The sequence below is a fragment of the Candidatus Kapaibacterium sp. genome, from assembly GCA_025059875.1.
In the GTDB taxonomy this organism is placed as follows: Bacteria; Bacteroidota; Ignavibacteria; order Kapaibacteriales; family HRBIN21; genus HRBIN21.
This window is the reverse complement of record JANXCT010000005.1, coordinates 1-17192: the sequence shown is the minus strand read 5'-3', so window position 1 is coordinate 17192 and position 17192 is coordinate 1. Positions and strand designations below refer to the sequence as shown.

The window sequence follows — 17192 nt, the reverse complement described above, 5'->3', positions numbered from 1 at the left end:
TCTGTGGGCACAAGGGCGGCAGGTTGTCACTCCGCCCTCACCCCTGGCCCCGACTATGAAGCAGTATCCCCCGGAGATCATCGCTACGGTAGGGTTCGGCTGGAGCTTTCAGCAGGGTACATTCCGCAGTCGCTGCTCTCGCGATTTCTCCAACGGGATTGGGAGCGGATGGCTGTTTGGTCTTGCCTACAGCGCTCCACTGCTTCTGGAATGGCTCTGGGGAGCCTCTGTCCTCATCAACTCCTGCAACCTTCGAGCATCATACCGCGAGCGTGAACCCATTCCATTCGTTCACCCTACCGACACCCTGTTGCTCCCTGTAGAAATGCGCAACCAGACAATCCTCCAGTTCGTGACGTTAACGCTATGGGGCTACCTACGGTGGAGACCCACCCAATGGCTCGTCGCCTCCGCCGGACCAGCTTTCTTTCTCCCCCTCTCCGTTCACCTTCGGCACGACAAGGAGCTTCTCCAGTGGGCTGTACGGTTACCGAGCGGTGAAACGTTACTGCTACAGCCAGTGACGAACACCACTGTGGACTCTGGCCGTCCCACGTCTCGTCCCGCAATCGGAGGGCTCCTGCACTGCGGAGCTGACTTCCTGCTCGGACGAGAATGGTGGTTGAGCTTTGGGGTCTATGCGCTGCTCTACGGGAGCTCCGTGTTAGGCCCTCCAGCTACTCTTCGCTTTTCTCAGTGGTGCCCCACAGTCTCGCTCGGCAAGACGTGGTAGGTGCAGGCTGTGATGTGTAAATTTGTGGCAAAAGTGTCGTAGTAACAAGGGGTTGTACGGATGTACCGTAGAGTAGCTACCTACGGCATCGCTCTACTGACTGCTATCCTTTGGGGGAAGGAGCCGCATTGGAGTGAGCCCCTCTCTCTAAGGGCTACAAGCCTTCCGATTCCTGAGGAGAGCTCTCTGTACCTCTACGCAGCTGTTATCGAGCCACGGCCGCTTCAACAGGAACAGGAAACAATCCTTGGAAGTCGCTACATCCGCATCATCAACCTAGGCCCAGTCGTCAACTCGCCGTACGCTGACTATGCGCCTACGGTTACTGCTGATGGCCGAACCCTCTATTTTGTGTCCAATAGACCCGGCAGCAAGCGCCTCCCTGACGGCAACTTCTCACACGACTTCTGGGCTGCACGGAAAGAGAACCCCTTAGACACAATCTTCTTTCCGCCTTTCAACATCGACACAACGACGGAACTGGGCGACCTTGGCGTCAACACTCGTTATAACGAAGGCGTTGCTACCATTGCTGCTGACGGTCGAACACTGTTCTTCACCGGCTGCAATCGCCCTGATGGTCTAGGAAGCTGCGACATCTACGTCACCGAGATTGAAGGCGATCGGTGGGCTCGGCCTCGGAACTTAGGGCCCAACATCAACTCTGCCTTCTGGGAAGCGCAACCCTCGATTGCTCCCGACAAGAGCCGCCTATACTTCGTCTCCAACCGTCCAGGACCCCATGGCCAGGGGAACCTGGACATCTGGTACAGCGACTTCGATTTCGAGCGAGGCGAGTGGAAACCTGCTGTCAACCTGAGCGAGATCAACACCCCAGGACGCGAAGCCTCTCCTTTCATCGCTGCTGACAACCAAACCTTCTTCTTCGCCTCCGACGGACACAAACCGAACTTTGGCGGCTTGGACTTCTACATCGTTCGACGCCAACCAGATGGGAGCTGGTCGCGGCCCCAAAACCTGGGACGTCCACTGAACACTGATGAAGACGAGCTCTTCCTAACACTACCAGCGGCAGGAAATGTCCTCTACTTCGGCTCAAAGCGGCGCGACCTGCCGGGATACCAAGGTGACTACGATCTCTTCATGGCGTTCGTCCCAACGTTCTTCCGCGCAGTCAACATCGTCGGGCGGGTAATCGACGAATGTACTGGTGCTGACATCCCTGCGAAGATCACCATCCGCAATCCCATCACTGGGAGGATTACAACAGACACTGTCTCCGGTTCTGGCACCACCCGGACAGAGTTTCAGTACGTCGTCAGCGCCACAGACTTTGGTGACCCGAAGCTGGGCATCAAAGAATTCGACCTAGAGATCACCGCCTACAATCCCAACTACGGTAGCGTCACGCAGAAAGTCCACGTAGAGAAGCCGCCAGAGGCACGAACAGAGGAGGAGGCCCAGAAGAGCCTCGAGATTCGAGTAGTGCTTACCCTCGGACAACGTCCAGTCCTAGAAGCCAACATCGAACCAGCCGACTACGTCCGACGTCGGGCTCAAGAGGATCCCAAGATTGCGAGCTTTCGAGGCTTAGTTATGGAGGAAGTGGCTTCTATTGAGCTCTTCCCCCTGTTGCACTACGTCTTCTTCGACGAAGGCTCGTCTCGAATCCCAGACCGGTACGTCCTCTTCCAAAGCCCGCAGGAGACCGCCACATTCAGTGACGAGCGCATCCCGGGAGGCACGCTGGAAAAGTACTACCACATTCTCAACATCTACGGCTACCGCCTCCGGAAGAACCCCAATGCACGGCTCGAGATCGTCGGCTGTAATGACAATAAAACGCCTGCAGAGAAGCGCCCTGGACTCTCTCTGGAACGAGCTCAGGCCGTCTTCAACTACCTGAGGGACATCTGGGGAATCAGCCCAGAGCGGATGAAGATCACCGTTCGAAACCTACCCCAAGTCCCTTCCAACCTCAACGACCCACAGGGGATTGTGGAAAACCGCCGCGTTGAGCTGATCTGCTCCGATTGGGAAGTAATCAAGCCTATCTTGAGCCGTGACCCCAAGCGGCTTCCTTCGCCGGAGACAATGGAATTCGTGATGCGTAACGGCATTGCGGATAATCTTGTGGAGAGCCGCCGTATTGAAATCACCCGTGGCGGACAGGCGTGGAAGACCCTGACAGACATTGGGAGGTCCACTCCTTCGTATACTTGGGACTGGGTCAACGCCAAGGGTGAATACCCCGACGACGAAATCCCCTACCAAGCCCGACTCATCGTGCGGAGCAAGACGGGCCAGGAGTGCGCTTCCGATCCGATCGCAATCCCGGTCATGCAGGTGACCACAGAACAGAAGAAGATAGAGCGCATGGCCGACCGGACTCTCGAGCGCTACAACCTCATCCTCTTCCCCTTCGACCGCTACGACGCAGGACCGCTCAACGAGCGAATTCTACGAGAGTACGTCTTCCCACGAGTCTTTCCCAACTCCACAATTGAGATCATCGGCCACACCGACGTAGTTGGACTCTACGACCACAACAAGAGGCTCTCCGAAAATCGTGCCCGAACGGTCTATCGGGCTATAGAGCAGTATGCCAAAGGACGCTACCAGAGCCTGACCGCCCGTGGCGTCGGGGAAGACGATCCGCTCTATACGAACGACCTCCCGGAAGGGCGCTTCTACAACCGCACAGTCCAAATCCTCATCAGCACGCCGATCGAGGCAGGAGCCGTCGCTCCTTAGGGGATGGATCCTGCGAGCGATACCTTCAGGGTCTCCAGCCTCCACGTCGGGACGAGCGGGTGGACCTACCGAGAGTGGCGGTCGTGGTGGTACCCAAAGTCCCTTCCGCAACGGAGGTGGCTGGAGTTCTATGCGCAGTACTTTACGACTGTCGAGCTCAACAGCACTTTCTACGCTCTCCCACCACCCCAGCGCTTCCAAGAGTGGGCACGTTCCGTCTCAGAACAGTTCTGCTTCGCTGTAAAAGCCCCACGGACACTAACTCATCAACCCACAACAGCTCAAGATAGTTCGGCCGACCTCTCCCGGCTGATAGAGGGAACCGCTGCCCTCGGGACACGACGAGGTCCAATTCTGTGGCAATTCCCACCACGCCACACCTGCGATCTGGTATGGCTCCGCTCTTTCCTTCAAGCCCTCCCTTCGGAGGTAGAGCATGCAGTGGAATTCCGTCACCCCTCCTGGAATATCCCCCAGGTCTGGCAACTCCTCCAGCGGCATAGAGTCGCGACTGTGTGGAGCGATTCCCTCCGCTTCCCTTCGTTCTTGACCGTCACTGCGCCGTTTGTCTACGTCCGGTTCCATGGATTGGAGGGCGGATACGCGCATCGGTATTCCGACGCCGAACTCCAACCGTGGGCGGCTCGCCTTGCTGAGGCCCTCTCTGCCGGCCTCCGAGTCTACGCTTACTTCAACAACACTGCCGGCACCGCCCCCCGCGACGCTCTCCGCCTACAAGAGCTCATCCAGAGCTACCTTTAAGTGCCTTGCCGGAGGCGCTGGAGACGCCGCCGGGCTTCTGGGGAGTAAATCGAGGTAGGATACCGCATCAAGAGCTGCTGGTAGACCGCTATTGCCTCCCTGTGTCGCTGTTGCTGCTCTAGGATGTCGCCAAGTAGCAGGAGAGCCCGGTCTCCATAGAGTACATCGTCTTTCTCGGCAAGCAGCCGAGTGATTAACCGTTGAGCCTCATTGAGGTCCGAACGAGCAAAAGCTGCCATCGCCGCCTTCAGTAAGGATGTCTCGGCTAAGGGTGTATCCTCCCCCGACTGCTCTACCACGCGGAGGTAGAGTGCCTGTGCTCGGTCAAACCGCTCCTGGAGGAAAGCCAATTCAGCGACTGCAAAGAGCCGAAGGAGTGCAGAGTCGGGAGCCGTTTCCAGCAGCGTCAACCGTTCAAGGGCATTGTTCGCCGCTGGACTGCTGGTCTGGAGTCCCACCGTAGCATAGAGAGCGCGGGCGCTATCCAAACGACCCTGGAAGAACTGGAGCTCCGCCTGCCAGAAGCGCGCCCATTCTGCAGCCTCCGGAACGAGAGTCTCGTACGCAAGTGCCTTCTGGAGAAGAGTCGACGCCTGCGTTAGGTCATCAGCCTGCAGCGCTATCGGCACCATTGCGACGAGGGCAAGGGCTGCCCACTGTGTCTGTGGAAAACGCTGAAGGAGCGCTTGCAAGACAGATCGAGCAGCGACCCTGTCCCGGACAACATCCCGCAGGAACAGCCCCAAAGCGTAGAGTGCCTCAGCACTAATCGGTAGCGTATCAGCCTCCCGGACGAGCGCCTCGTAATCGCGACGAATCTGTTGCCAGGGGATATCGCGCACACCCTGACGAACCAATTGCTCCGCCGTCCGCACATAGCCGTAGAGGGCTCGGAGGCGGACCTCCCGACTCGGGCGTCTCTGGAGCGTCCGCTGATAAGCCTGTAGGGCAAGCTCAAACTGCTCACTCTGCCGAGCCCCTTCTGCAAACTGTAGCAGCTCTATGCCTGTGCCGCCAGAGAGCTCATCCAGTTGCTGAAGCTGTTCCAAGGCTGCAGTCCCGTCACCAATCTCCTGGAGGAACCAGACAAACAACCGCCGTAGCAGAGTGTCTCGGGGATACTCCCGGCTATACCGCTCCATAAGTGGCCGAATTCGCTGCGCTGCCTCGGGGAGGCTTAGATACTGAAGGAGGCGGGACTGGAGGAGCGCAAGCGGGCTCCGCTGCCGAACGAGCGATAGGATTTCCTGGACGCCGCGCTCGACATCCCCGATGCGGACGTACCATGCACTCAGCTCATCGGCAAAGAGGGTGTCTTGGCGTAGTTGCCGCCGCCCGCGCAGGAGAGTTGCGATAGCTTCGTCCGTGAGTCGGACGTTGTACTGGGCTGACGCTACAGCTCGATAGCTGCTCGGTTCTATCGGGGCACGGCGCAAGGCCTCTTCCCAGGCCCACCGTGCCGAATCCGGCTGTTGCAGGTACCAGTACACCTCCCCTAAGAACGCCCAGACGACCGGCAGAGGCTGGCGCTGGAGGAAAGCCCTTACCTGCGGGAGCACCTCCTTTGCACGTTGCAGCTTAGCGTATGCCCGCCCCCACCCGATGAGATATACCGCCGAGTCGGGAAACGAGCGGAGGAGCCGCTCATACACCTGTGCTGCACCGGCATAGTCTCCGATAGCCTCCAACGTCTGAGCCAACCGCTGCTGTTCGGCCACATCTACCCGGACCTGAGCCCAGGCAAGCGCCGCTATAGCAAAGAAGAGAGCCCATCTCATTGCAGCCTCGCTTAGTGAGGACTCAATAGCGGAACTATGGCCTGCTGAACAGGCTGTGGGCAGACGACGACTTGTCCTCCGTGCCGAAGCTGAACGTTGACCTCCGTCCGCATCCCAAATTCTCCAGGACAGTAGATGCCAGGCTCTACGGTGACGACACTCCCGTGCAGGAGGTGTCGGGTATCATGGGTCTCGTAGTCGTCTAAGTTCGCCCCGGGACCGTGGACTTCTGTGCCCAAGCTATGTCCGGTGCGATGTAGGAAGTTCTCACCATAGCCAGCAGCCGAGAGGATAGAGCGAACATGGCGGTCCACTTCGTAACCAGCAAGGGGCCGCTCATGCTCCACAGCATTACGGATGAGCTCAATGGCGCCATCTCGTGCCCGAGCCAACACAGCAAACGCTTCGACGAACCTTTCGGGGACTTCCTCACCGGCATACGCCATCCACGTGATGTCAGCGTACAGTGCCGAAGGATGTGAAGGACGAGCCCAGAGATCGATGAGCAGCAGGTCCCCGACTCGGATTGGAGCCGTATCGGAGGCTGTAGGACTGTAATGTGGGTTCGCTGCCCGCTCCGTACGGGCAACAATTGGGGGATGGTCCGTCTGGAGTCCACGAGCCGTTAATTGTTCCAGAAGCCACTGCTGAACAGCGTACTCCTGGGGGTGCACGCCCTGCCGTAAGTGGTCGCGCACCCACGCGAATGCATCCTGGACAATCTCGTAGAGCACCTGGGCTGTCCTGGCCTGTTGCTCCAGCTCCTCAGGAGAGTAGACAGCAACGAGCTCCTGGAGGAGGTCGGCTGAGCTGACGAGCTCTGCACCAAACCGTCGTAGGAGTTCAGCCGTTCCGGCATCAAGGATAGACACCACCGGTAGCTCGCCGTATGGCGAGTACTCAACGGCCAGCCGCGGATACCGCCGACACCACTCGGCCAAGATTCCCTGCCAGTCCTGATGCGTCTTGTAGAGCCGCTCCTCGGCCTCCACGTCGCGCAGAACGTGGGACTCGATAGCGTGGACGGCTTTCTGCGGAGTCCCACGAGCCGGAACGAGGACCGCCCATCGGCGGGTCGCGTAGAACGTCGTAGGGAGACCCAAGAGCTGTATCGCGAAACGGTTAGCTCCCCGAAAGTCGTGGAGTAGCCATGCGTTGATCCCTTCCCGCTGCAAGAGCCGCCGGATGCGTTCCCACAGAGCTTGCTGTGCTGTACGGTGCATGCTTTCCGCGGTGGTGCTGATAGGAGACGGAGGTAGCACAATCGCCCACTCACGCAGCTATCCGCGCCGGCTCTTTGCTCTTGAGCAGTGAACGGTAGAGAGCGACGTACGCCTGTGCAGACCGCCGCCAGGAGAAGTCCTGCGCCATACCATTTGCAACAAGTCGCTGCCACAGCTCCGGCTGTCGATAGAGCTGCAGTGCCCGCTCAATAGCTGCCAGGAGGGCCTCCGCAGTCGGTTCCTCAAAGACAATCCCCGTCCCCTCCCCTGTTGCAGGATTGAAGTCCTGTACAGTGTCGCGCAATCCTCCGGTAGCCCGCACGATCGGGACTGTGCCGTACAGCATAGAGTACATCTGGTTCTGGCCACATGGCTCCTGTAGAGACGGCATGAGGAGCATGTCAGCACCAGCCTCGATCAAATGCGCCAGAGGTTCATCAAACCCCAAGCGTAGGGCGAAGCGGCGCGGGAACTGCCGCTGCAGCTTCTGCAGTGCTGCTCGGTACTCTGGCAGTCCGTCCCCCAAGAAGACCATTTGGACATCGCGGCGGGAGAGCAACGTCGGAGCTACTTCCAGCAGCAGCTCGATTCCCTTGACCGGATGGAGTCGCGAGATGATGCCGATGACGGGTACTTTGGGGTCATACCGCAGCTCCATCCGCTCCAGCAACAGCCGCTTATTCAGCGGCTTCACCTGCCACACAGAGTTAGCATCGTAGTGGTTATCCAAGTAGGGGTCCGTCTGCGGATTCCAAATCGTCGAGTCCACTCCGTTGAGGATGCCCACGAAGGTCTCCGCATGCCGACTCCGCAGTACTTCATCCAAGCCATTGGCATCCACCGCACCAGAGAGGATCTCCTGGGCATACGTCGGGCTCACCGTCGTGACGACATCGGCAAACTCGATCCCCGCTTTCACGAAGTTGACCATACCCCGATGGAGCAGGCGCTCGTAGTACTCGCTCGGTAACCCGGTCTTCTGCAGCGTCTCTGGTGGGAAGATGCCCTGGTCAGCAAGGGAGTGGAGGGTAAAGACAAAGCGTGTGCGTCGGAACTCGTTGGGGTAGAGAGCCCGCAGGTAGGCTCCCAGTGGCGCCGTCTGCCAGTCGTTCGCATGGATAATGTCAGGAAACCACCGCAGGAAACGGCACATCTCCACTACCGAGCGGCAGAAGAAGAGGAAGCGCTCGTCGTTGTCTGGATAGGGTTTGCCCGTCTGCGGGTCAGCGTAGAACCCTTTGCGGCTGTCGAAGTAGTGGTAGTTGGTCGTGACGTACACCTGCACGCGTACCCTCGGATTCTGGAGCGTAGAGGACTTGATGGAAACAGGCTCCCGACGGTCTCCCATCGGGATCTCCATCAAGCGCAGGCGGCGAATCTCATGGATATGGTTCTTTCGCTCGCTGACGCAGCCGTACTTTGGGAACATCACCCGGACATCAACCCCCTGCTCGCGCAGGGCCATCACCAGGCCGTAGGAGACGTCAGCGAGCCCCCCTGTCTTGGCAAACGGGTACACTTCAGATGAGACGAAAAGAACGCTAATTGGTCGTGCCATCCAGCTCGCCTACGTAAGCGGTTCGGCAGTGCTCGCAAAGTTTTTGCAAAATTAAGAAAAAACGCTCCCCCGCCCCAGCAGGACCCAACGAGGTACACGTGTCCAGCAGAGCAGCTACTCTGAGCGCTTGCCTAAAACAGCGTAAGCGTAGCCCAAGTAGCCGAGATCGACAGCGACTAGCCCTGCATAAGCTAGCACCCCGTAGATTCCGAGCACAACGTCGGTGATCACCTCACCCTCCGGTAGCACTGCAACCAGTATGGCCCCAATGATAGCTGCTGGAATGAAGCAGAGCAGTTGGACCGCCAAGCGCCCGAAGAAGAGTGTCCACTTCTCTCCTAGCGTCACTCTCCAGCTCAGACGCAAGGCCTCCGTAGGAGTACTGCCTCTGTCCACAAGGAGCAATGGTGCCAACACCCAGCCTACCGTCAGCACAAGCCCTGGGATGACAAAGAACAGCAGCCCCGCAATGATTCCAAAGATCAACAGCACCACCAAGAGGAGCCAGTCCGCCATTGCGTCTCGGTAGCGCCGGTCGAAGATGATGGTTGGATCGATCCGTTCTTGACGGCTCAACAACAGTGGGATGCCTACGGTGAGGGCAATCGTCGTCCCTACATTGACGTATGGGATCCACAACGTCAGCACCCATAGGAGCAATGCGAGCAAGATGCGGAAGTACTGCCCGAAGCCCCATCGGAAGGAGTGCGACAAAAGGTCACCGAAGGTCAGCACTTCCGGAAGGGTTGGAGCCGTTGGCTCGGATGGCACTGCTGGCTGCGAAGGGGTCGTCAGCTCAGTCATGGCTCACTCTACTCCGGCAGGTGATACATATTCTCGGGCCCAAGGCCCACAAATTGCCCTGCCTACGGCACTACCACAAACGGTACTGCCTGCATATAGCGCCTGCCGACTCCGTGGAGGGCATACCACCCAGGCGGTAGCGACACGGGAAGCTCCCACGTTTCCTGACCTACAGTCATCCACCGAGCCGAGGATCGCGCAACCCTCCTACCGAGCACGTCCACGATTTCCCACCACACGGTGTCACCTTCAGGGAAGGAGTAAGAGATCGTCAGCGAGTTCGGAGTTACTCGAAGCACGGTGATTTCGGATTGGACCGAAGCCGGTGAGGTGACCGATGTTACGATTGGACGAGAACGGTAGAGCCCACCCCCACTCAGCCCTGCAAACGCCACCACCCCTTCGGTGGTCGGCCACGCTGGTAAGGCGACCGTCCGGACAGGGATGCCTGGCGGTAGCCCATCGGAATGCAGCTCCCACGCCGTGCCGTAGGAGCCGCTGACCCAAACACCCGTTGTGTCACCTGCCGCCACCCAGTAGCGCGGGTCCAACGGATGTTCGGCAATGGCCATAACCCGCACCCCTGGTGCACCCACCAGACGCCATGTCTTTCCCCCATCCTCTGACCGATAAATCCCGCGTCCGACGCTCTGTGTTGCGCTGATCAATGAATCAGCCCCACATAGCAGCACTCCCGGCTGATGCCGGGAAGGGACAACGCACCAAATCCGCAGTTCCCCTAAACCCACGGAGTCTTTCTGCCATGTCCGTCCATCATCGGTAGAGCGCCAGACGCCCCCGGCCAAATACCCATCGGCAGCCAAGTACACTGTATCCCCCCGAACCGCGATATCCCGTGCCTGCACTGGAAACGAGAGGTCCCCTGTACACGTTGCAAAGGTATCGCGGGAGACACGGCAGCCTTGGTTCGTGTTGAGAACAGCCGCAAAGAAGACGGGATTCCTCCCCCACCGCACGGCGAGCCGCTCCACGAAGGCCCCACACCGTGGATTCTCCGTCCACTGCCACGTCCGCCCGGCATCCGACGAGATGACGACACCACCCGTGGCCACCTCTGCTACCGCAGCAAGCCATGTCCGAGATGCCTCCGGCAATGGCAGGATATCACGCACGGAGAACCCCACCAGCCGCGCCTCTCCGAACGTCCGCCCGCTGTCGGTGCTGACCCGAAAACCATGGCCGCCGAAGAACTGAATGTTGCTCCGCCACACCTCCGCAACCGGAGGGAAGGAGTCCGCACATACGATCACCGTGCGCGGGTCCTCCGGCGGGCACAGGATGCGATGCACGAAAGGCTCTACGCCTGCAACCGGGAACCATGTTTGCGCCACAACTGGAAGGATTGCCCCTGCCCAGACTCCGCACCAGCGCCACATTGACCAACCTCCGTTGCAATCCCATCCTAACGCAAAATAAAAAAGCCGCTGCTACCCATCCGCTCCCCCACCCAGCAAGCACCTAGCCAAAGGCCCGCAGGCTATCGAAATCAGCGAGCCTATGAAGCCCCACTCGACGGAGAGCCGGAGAAGTAGGACCTGAAGGGCAAGGGCAAGCCATAGAGCGTACATAGATTCCCCACAACTCCCTCGCTGCCCTACATCATAACGGATGTGGCTCCGTAGGCCAACTCTAAGCTGAATTCACGCGAAGTAGGAGTACAAGAGCAAGGGCTATGAGCAGCGGCAAAGGCTTCTCCCACATCTTCATCCCCTCTGGAGAACCTGAGGGGCTCCGCAGCATCGAAAAATCCAACTGGAGCGGGTTGGGGGTCATCTTCCCACATGCCTCTCCGCCGGAAGCCAGGAAGCGAGAAGAAATCAGGCGAACTGATGTGTACACCCTGTGGGGGCCAAGCGAGGAGAGCGAAATGCCGTGAGTCTACATAGGTCAAGCGGACAATGTGCTTCAGCGAATAGAACGGCACACGTGCCAGAAGGACTTTTGGACGCACGCGGCAGCCTTCACAAGCAAGGACTTCAACCTCAACAGGGCACACGTTCAGTACATTGAGGCGAGGCTCGTAGCCCTAGCCTCCGAAGCCAAGCGGGCAGAACTGGACAACAGTAACGTCCCCCAAGAGCCCTCCCTATCGGAAGCAGATCGGACCGACGCAGAGGCCTTCCTACAGGACGTGCTCCTCTGCTTGCCGTTAGTGAGAGCCAACTTCTTCGAGAAACCCAGGCTGGACCCGAAGGGCAAAGGGGACCTGTTCATCAAAAGCAAGGGCACTGAAGCCCGTGGCGCCGACGGGATCGAGGGGGTTTACGGTGCGCGCCAGATCAGAAGCAGTCAAGCAGGAAGTACCTTCAATCCACGCTTACTTGCGCCGGATAAGGGCTGCCCTGGTCAAGCAAGGTGCTCTCGTCGATAGAGGCGACTTCTACGAGTTCCCACAGCCGCTGGTGTTGTGCTTGGCCGCAGTGCGAATGGCCGCACTGAATGGAAGGACGCAGGTGGGCGAACGCTCAGGGAAATACAAGGGAGAGCACACTAGGGCCTGCCAAGCTCACCCATCGTCCTGTGCGATGCACCGTAGCTACACGACGTTGCAAGGCAGAGCACACGAAGTTCGAGGCGGACGCGGCCCTGCTGCACACTCACGTCCTACTGCACATCCACGAGCGCACCTCGATGCGGGTAATCCTCGACGCGGTTCGCCGTCCTTAGCTGTGCAGCCCAACGCCGGGAGGGGAAGATGCACCAGAACCACCAGGTCATCATCGCAAAGTATGCACGCCTCCTGCAGGAAGAGCTGAGGAGGCTGCTCCCGCGCAAGCCTAACGAGGCAGAGTTTCGTCAGCCCATAGACCGGCTGCTCGACGACTTCTGCCAGGAAGCTGGGCTTACTCCCCTTGCGCGCGCAGAGCTCACACTCGCTACCGGCAGGGCGGATGCCGTCTTCAATCGCTTCGTCATCGAGTACGAGCGCCCGGGCACGCTGTCCAGCAGCCTGTCCCACAGTGCAACGGAACGCTCCGTCAAGCAGGTCAAAGACTACATCACGGGCTTGGCGAAGAGACAGAAGCAACACATCAACCGCATTGCCGGCGTTGCTTTCGACGGGCACTACCTGGTGTTCGTCCGCTACCGTGAAGGCGACTTCATCGTTGAGGCGCCGACACCCGCCACCCAAAGCTCGCTGGAGCGCTTCCTAAGATGGCTCGCCAGCCTTGCATCGGGAATCGCTTTGACGGCCGAAAACCTCAACCGGGACTTCAACATCCAGCATCCGCGAACCCAAACCATCCTGCGAGCGCTCGTGGAGGGGCTTGGGAATTCCCTCGAGCAAGGCAACAGGATGGTCGAGAACCTGTTCAAGCAGTGGCAACTGTTCTTCAGCCAGTCCATTGACTACTCGGAGGCCTTCGGGGGTCGCAAGCTGGATGCACTCCAGCAGTTTGCCCGCAGAGCAGGATTGGCCTCCGTTGACGCCGAACAGTTCTTCTTCTGCCTCCACACCTTTTTCGCCTTGCTGGTCAAGTTCATTGCTTGGCTCGCGCTATCGCGCCACCTCGCCGTCAAGCTGGGCGCCCCGTCCTTTGGAGCATTGGTCACCGCCGACAGCGAAACCCTGCGCTGTCGGCTTGCGGAGATGGAGTCGGGAGGCATCTTCCGCCACTACGGAATCACCAATCTGCTCGAAGGCGACTTCTTCGCCTGGTACCTCTACGCTTGGAACGACCGAATCGAAGAGGCCATCCGCCAGCTCCTCCAGCGGTTGGACGAATACGACCCGTTAACCCTCGCCATCGTCCCTGAGGAGAGCCGACCTCTTCAAGCTGCTCTACCACTACCTCCTGCCCCGCGAGATTCGCCACAACCTGGGCGAATACTACACGCCCGATTGGCTCGCCCAAAGGCTGCTCAACCAGATGGACAGCGAGTTCTTCACTGCCAATCCAAGCCAACACGAACACCGACTGCAGCAGAAGCTGCTGAGCTTGCGTTGGCTCGACCCCGCTTGCGGTTCTGGCACCTTCCTCGTGCTCATCATCGCCCAAATGAAGAGACTGGGGCGCGATTTGATAGTCAACGAAGCGGAGCTACTCAACGCCATCCTGAACAACGTCGTCGGCTTCGACATCAATCCGTTGGCGGTCATCACTGCAAGGGTCAACTACCTGCTGGCAATCTCCGATCTGCTCGAGTACCGCAGAGGCGACATCACCATCCCCGTCTACCTCGCCGATTCAGTCCGAACGCCGGCGCTGGGCGAAACTCTGCTGACGGCGGGCAACTACGAGTTCCTGACGGCCGTTGGCGATTTCCTCGTGCCCGCTGCTCTCTGCACCAAAGGGCGCTTCGACCGGTTCTGTGACCTGCTGGAAGAGAGCGTCCGAAGCGGACTCAGCTCCGACGCTTTCCTCAAGCAGGTGGAGGTGCGTCTCGGACTCACGCTGTCAGACAGAGAGAGCCAAACGGTGTGCGCGACCTCTACGAGAGAATCCTCGATCTCCACCGCAACGGCATGGACGGGCTTTGGGCGAGGCTGCTCAAGAACAACTTCGCCCCGCTCACCGTCGGGCAGTTCGACTACATCGTCGGCAATCCCCCGTGGATCAACTGGGAGCATTTGCCCGACAAGTATCGGGACAGCGTCAAGCACCTCTGGCAACGCTACGGGCTTTTCGCGCATGAGGGTATGGACACCATTTTGGGCAAGGGCAAGAAAGACATCTCGATGCTCATGACCTACATCGTTTGCGACATGCTGCTGAAAGACGGCGGGAAGTTGGGCTTCATCATTACGCAGTCGGTCTTCAAGACCTCGGGAGCGGGCCAAGGGTTTCGGCGCTTCCAAATCCCAGAGAACTCTGGCGCCCTCATGCCGGGTGTCATCCACGTTGACGACATGGTTTCGTTGCAGCCGTTTGAAGGCGCATCGAACCGCACGGCGATCGTCGTGCTGGAGAAAGGCAAGGCCACAACCTACCCCGTCCCATACACAGTTTGGCGCAGAGTCAAAGGCGCTCGCTTCGCCTACGACAGCACTCTGGAAGAAGTCACCGACGCCACGCAGAGACTCCACTCCGTCGCCGAACCCGTTGACCCACACGACCCAACCTCCCCGTGGCTCACCGCACGCCCCAAGGCGCTGCGCGCCGTGCGCAAAATCTTGGGCAAATCCGATTACGAAGCGCATGCCGGCGCCTATACTGGCGGGGCGAACGCGGTCTACTGGGTGGAGCTGGTGCTGAGGCGTCCCGATGGTCTGGTGGTGGTGCGCAACCTGACCGAAGGCGCCAAGATTAAGGTGAACGACGTGACCGAGCCGATTGAGCCGGACTTGCTCTATCCACTCCTGCGCGGGCGCGATGTGCAACGCTGGCGGGCGGAACCTTCAGCGTGGATTCGGATGGTGCAAGACCCCGTCAAGCGGGGGGCATAGATGAAGAGGAGTTGCAAACTCGCTATCCGCGCACCTACGGCTACCTCAAGCGTTTCGAGAACACCTTGCGCGAACGAGCAGCTTTCAAGCGCTACTTTACCCGTAAAGACAAAAACGGTCACATTGTGGAAACAGGTCCGTTTTATTCTATGTTTGACGTTGGCGACTACACCTTTGCCCTGTGGAAGGTGGTGTGGCCAAATATTGCTTCCGAATTGATCGCCGCTGTTATTAGCGAATCAGGCGGGAAAGTCATCGTCCCGCAACATATTGTCACACTGGTAGCCTGCGAATCGCGAGAAGAGGCACATTACATCTGTGCGTTGATCAACTCGTCGTGCGTTAATTTTGCCGCGCGTGCCTATTCCCAAGAAGGTGGAAAGAGTTGCGGAGACCCCCACATTCTCGAACACATCCGCATTCCGCGCTACGATCCGTCCAATCGGGTACACCAGCGACTGGCGGGGTTATCGCAGGCAGCGCACGAGGCAGCGCGGCAGGGGGATACCGCCCGTCTGCAACAGCTCGAAGCCGAAATCGACCAGCAGGCGGCGCAACTGTGGGGGCTCAGCGACGCCGAATTGCGCGAAATCCAAGCGAGCCTGCGCGAGCTAGCGGGCGAGCCGGAAGCACCAGTGGAGGCAGAGGAATGAAAGCCCTGCAGGACTTGCGTCACATCCTCCAAGGCATCGCTCAAGAAGTGGAGGTGCTCCCTGCGGTGGGTGGCGCAATTGAGGACTTAGAACGCCCTGACTTCGAGGAACGCGAAACCAGGCGCTCAATGAGGAGGAGAAGGTCTTTGAGAGCATCTTCGAGTGTGACCCTTCGGTAGCGTACCCGCGCCTCTACCGCCCGGTACCGCCGCTATGCCGCACTGAGCGACATCTTTTCCGCTACTTCCTCGACGGCTCGTTCCGCTCTTACTTTCTCGGCACCATCCTGGAAAACGAGCGCGAATCGCCCGTGCACTATGCACAGATCGGTGTTTGCGTGCTCCGCCGCGAGGACGATGGCTCGGTGCGGCGCGAGGCGCTACAGGTGGACAACCTTTTGCTGGTAGGCAAGCAGTGCCTCTCGGAAGCGTTCTGGGCAAAACTCGAAGCGCTTGCCGCCAACTCAGACATCAGGATCGTGGACCTGACCGAGCAGGATATCGTCAGCGGCGTGCTCTCGGACTTTGACTTGCGAAACAAAGCAGCAGGCAAGGTTCGCTTTAGTATGCACAACTTAGAGGCAGAAATTCTCAACGCAATGCTGCCGCACCTTTCGATGAACTGCTGGTTGATCGTGGATGGCTCCTTGTTGTTTGAGCCAACCCTCAAGCAGTTAAGTAGCGGCAATCAAATCAAGCCTGTGATCGGCGTGGCGAAGAATTTCCGCAAAGATCCCCAGTTTGTGTACGGGAAGGGTCCACGTGCCGAACGCCATTCGATCTACAAGCTGCTTGCCAACTTGCAGGCGGAACACCGCACTGCTGCCTTCAGCACACGCGAGGGCACGGTAGTATTCTGGTACGTCCGCCTGCGGGAGCAGACCCATCTGGACTACCCGCTGATGGGTGTCATTAAGGTCGAACTGGCGAACCCGTCTCGGGGACCAGTGCCTTCTAAGTTAATTGATGAGATTTCGAGGGCGCTGGTGGCCGAGCGCAGCGTCACGCCCCACGGGCAGGACCGCCGCTGGCACGCGCACCTGTACCCCATCTTCTTGGCGGAGCGTGCCGTGAAGGAGAGCCTCCTGTCGCGCGAGGCGGTGCAGCAATTCTTGAAATGGAGGTAAGCCATGTCTGACAAACGCCCCATCATCGGTCTCTCTTCGGCGACAGCAAATCAACCCAATTCGTCCGACGCCTTCTCGTTCTGGCTGGCGCCGGGGGTGATCGTTAACCCCTTCGACATCGTCGAGGCTGAACAGGTAGCCCCTGAAGGGACGAGCCGCACCTTTGGCATCGTGAACACCCTGGAGCACAGCACCGATGCGCCGACGCATCTTTCCAACTTCATCTCGAACGATTTCGGGCAAGTAACGAGCAAGCCCAACACGATGCGGCAGGGCACAACTGTTGCCTACGCAGCCGTCCTCTCGAACGACCAGGGCATTTACATGCCGGTGATGAACGACCGACCTGTGCGCTTCGCAGACGAGGCAGGCATTCACGTCGCGCTCGGCATTGACCAAGTGCCTGAGCGCTACCGAGTGCCAGCAGGGC

At 59.1% G+C, this 17192-nt stretch carries 14 protein-coding genes; 9 read left to right on the top strand and 5 right to left on the bottom strand.

Annotated elements, in window-relative coordinates:
- The first annotated feature begins 55 nt into the window (after window positions 1-55).
- Genes NZ960_06555 through NZ960_06545 form a run of 3 tightly spaced genes read left to right on the top strand, consistent with a single transcriptional unit; the run spans window position 56 to window position 4210 of the window.
- Window positions 56-733: a hypothetical protein gene (locus NZ960_06555; protein MCS7177260.1), complete on the top strand. Its 678-nt coding sequence runs from the start codon at window positions 56-58 to the stop codon at window positions 731-733.
- A 60-nt stretch (window positions 734-793) separates the two neighbouring features.
- Complete coding sequence (locus tag NZ960_06550; protein ID MCS7177259.1) at window positions 794-3448, top strand: OmpA family protein; 2655 nt, start codon at window positions 794-796, stop codon at window positions 3446-3448.
- Window positions 3449-3451: 3 nt separating this feature from the next.
- A complete protein-coding gene (locus NZ960_06545) occupies window positions 3452-4210 on the top strand; it encodes a DUF72 domain-containing protein (protein MCS7177258.1) in 759 nt (252 codons plus the stop codon).
- Here the strand turns inward: NZ960_06545 and NZ960_06540 are convergent.
- The 5 genes from NZ960_06540 to NZ960_06520 all read right to left on the bottom strand — a co-directional run bounded on the left by NZ960_06540 (window position 4207) and on the right by NZ960_06520 (window position 10970).
- Window positions 4207-5988 carry a tetratricopeptide repeat protein gene (locus NZ960_06540; GenBank protein ID MCS7177257.1) on the bottom strand — a complete coding sequence of 594 codons (1782 nt, stop codon included), beginning with the start codon at window positions 5986-5988 and terminating at the stop codon, window positions 4207-4209. The two genes, NZ960_06545 and NZ960_06540, sit on opposite strands and share 4 nt — an antisense overlap.
- Before the next feature lie 11 nt (window positions 5989-5999).
- On the bottom strand, window positions 6000-7211 hold the full coding sequence (locus NZ960_06535; protein ID MCS7177256.1) for a M24 family metallopeptidase: 1212 nt from the start codon (window positions 7209-7211) through the stop codon (window positions 6000-6002).
- A 49-nt stretch (window positions 7212-7260) separates the two neighbouring features.
- Complete coding sequence (locus tag NZ960_06530; GenBank protein ID MCS7177255.1) at window positions 7261-8769, bottom strand: glycogen synthase; 1509 nt, start codon at window positions 8767-8769, stop codon at window positions 7261-7263.
- A gap of 114 nt (window positions 8770-8883) precedes the next feature.
- Complete coding sequence (locus NZ960_06525) at window positions 8884-9573, bottom strand: hypothetical protein (protein ID MCS7177254.1); 690 nt, start codon at window positions 9571-9573, stop codon at window positions 8884-8886.
- Window positions 9574-9635: 62 nt separating this feature from the next.
- Entirely contained in the window at window positions 9636-10970 is a 1335-nt protein-coding gene (locus tag NZ960_06520; protein ID MCS7177253.1) for a hypothetical protein, read from the bottom strand.
- Window positions 10971-11266: 296 nt separating this feature from the next.
- On the opposite strand from NZ960_06520, the gene NZ960_06515 reads away from it, so the two are divergent.
- The 6 genes from NZ960_06515 to NZ960_06490 form a co-directional block, all read left to right on the top strand.
- Complete coding sequence (locus tag NZ960_06515; protein MCS7177252.1) at window positions 11267-11470, top strand: hypothetical protein; 204 nt, start codon at window positions 11267-11269, stop codon at window positions 11468-11470.
- A gap of 819 nt (window positions 11471-12289) precedes the next feature.
- Entirely contained in the window at window positions 12290-13912 is a 1623-nt protein-coding gene (locus tag NZ960_06510; GenBank protein ID MCS7177251.1) for a hypothetical protein, read from the top strand.
- A gap of 105 nt (window positions 13913-14017) precedes the next feature.
- A complete protein-coding gene (locus NZ960_06505; GenBank protein MCS7177250.1) occupies window positions 14018-14983 on the top strand; it encodes an SAM-dependent methyltransferase in 966 nt (321 codons plus the stop codon).
- Window positions 14941-15636 (top strand): hypothetical protein, encoded by a 696-nt coding sequence (locus tag NZ960_06500; GenBank protein ID MCS7177249.1) that lies wholly within the window; start codon window positions 14941-14943, stop codon window positions 15634-15636. The genes NZ960_06505 and NZ960_06500 overlap by 43 nt, the downstream gene beginning before the upstream one ends.
- Window positions 15637-15946: 310 nt before the next feature.
- Window positions 15947-16762 (top strand): hypothetical protein, encoded by an 816-nt coding sequence (locus NZ960_06495; GenBank protein ID MCS7177248.1) that lies wholly within the window; start codon window positions 15947-15949, stop codon window positions 16760-16762.
- 3 nt (window positions 16763-16765) lie between these two features.
- The coding region (locus NZ960_06490; GenBank protein ID MCS7177247.1) for an ATP-binding protein at window positions 16766-17192 on the top strand (427 nt) is incomplete at its 3' end.

Coding starts and splice junctions, on each gene's coding strand:
- NZ960_06555 (MCS7177260.1), top strand. CDS start 56: ATGAAGCAGTATCCCCCGGAGATCATCGCTACGGTAGGGTTCGGCTGG.
- NZ960_06550 (MCS7177259.1), top strand. CDS start 794: ATGTACCGTAGAGTAGCTACCTACGGCATCGCTCTACTGACTGCTATC.
- NZ960_06545 (MCS7177258.1), top strand. CDS start 3,452: ATGGATCCTGCGAGCGATACCTTCAGGGTCTCCAGCCTCCACGTCGGG.
- NZ960_06540 (MCS7177257.1), bottom strand. CDS start 5,988: ATGAGATGGGCTCTCTTCTTTGCTATAGCGGCGCTTGCCTGGGCTCAG.
- NZ960_06535 (MCS7177256.1), bottom strand. CDS start 7,211: ATGCACCGTACAGCACAGCAAGCTCTGTGGGAACGCATCCGGCGGCTC.
- NZ960_06530 (MCS7177255.1), bottom strand. CDS start 8,769: ATGGCACGACCAATTAGCGTTCTTTTCGTCTCATCTGAAGTGTACCCG.
- NZ960_06525 (MCS7177254.1), bottom strand. CDS start 9,573: ATGACTGAGCTGACGACCCCTTCGCAGCCAGCAGTGCCATCCGAGCCA.
- NZ960_06520 (MCS7177253.1), bottom strand. CDS start 10,970: ATGTGGCGCTGGTGCGGAGTCTGGGCAGGGGCAATCCTTCCAGTTGTG.
- NZ960_06515 (MCS7177252.1), top strand. CDS start 11,267: ATGAGCAGCGGCAAAGGCTTCTCCCACATCTTCATCCCCTCTGGAGAA.
- NZ960_06510 (MCS7177251.1), top strand. CDS start 12,290: ATGCACCAGAACCACCAGGTCATCATCGCAAAGTATGCACGCCTCCTG.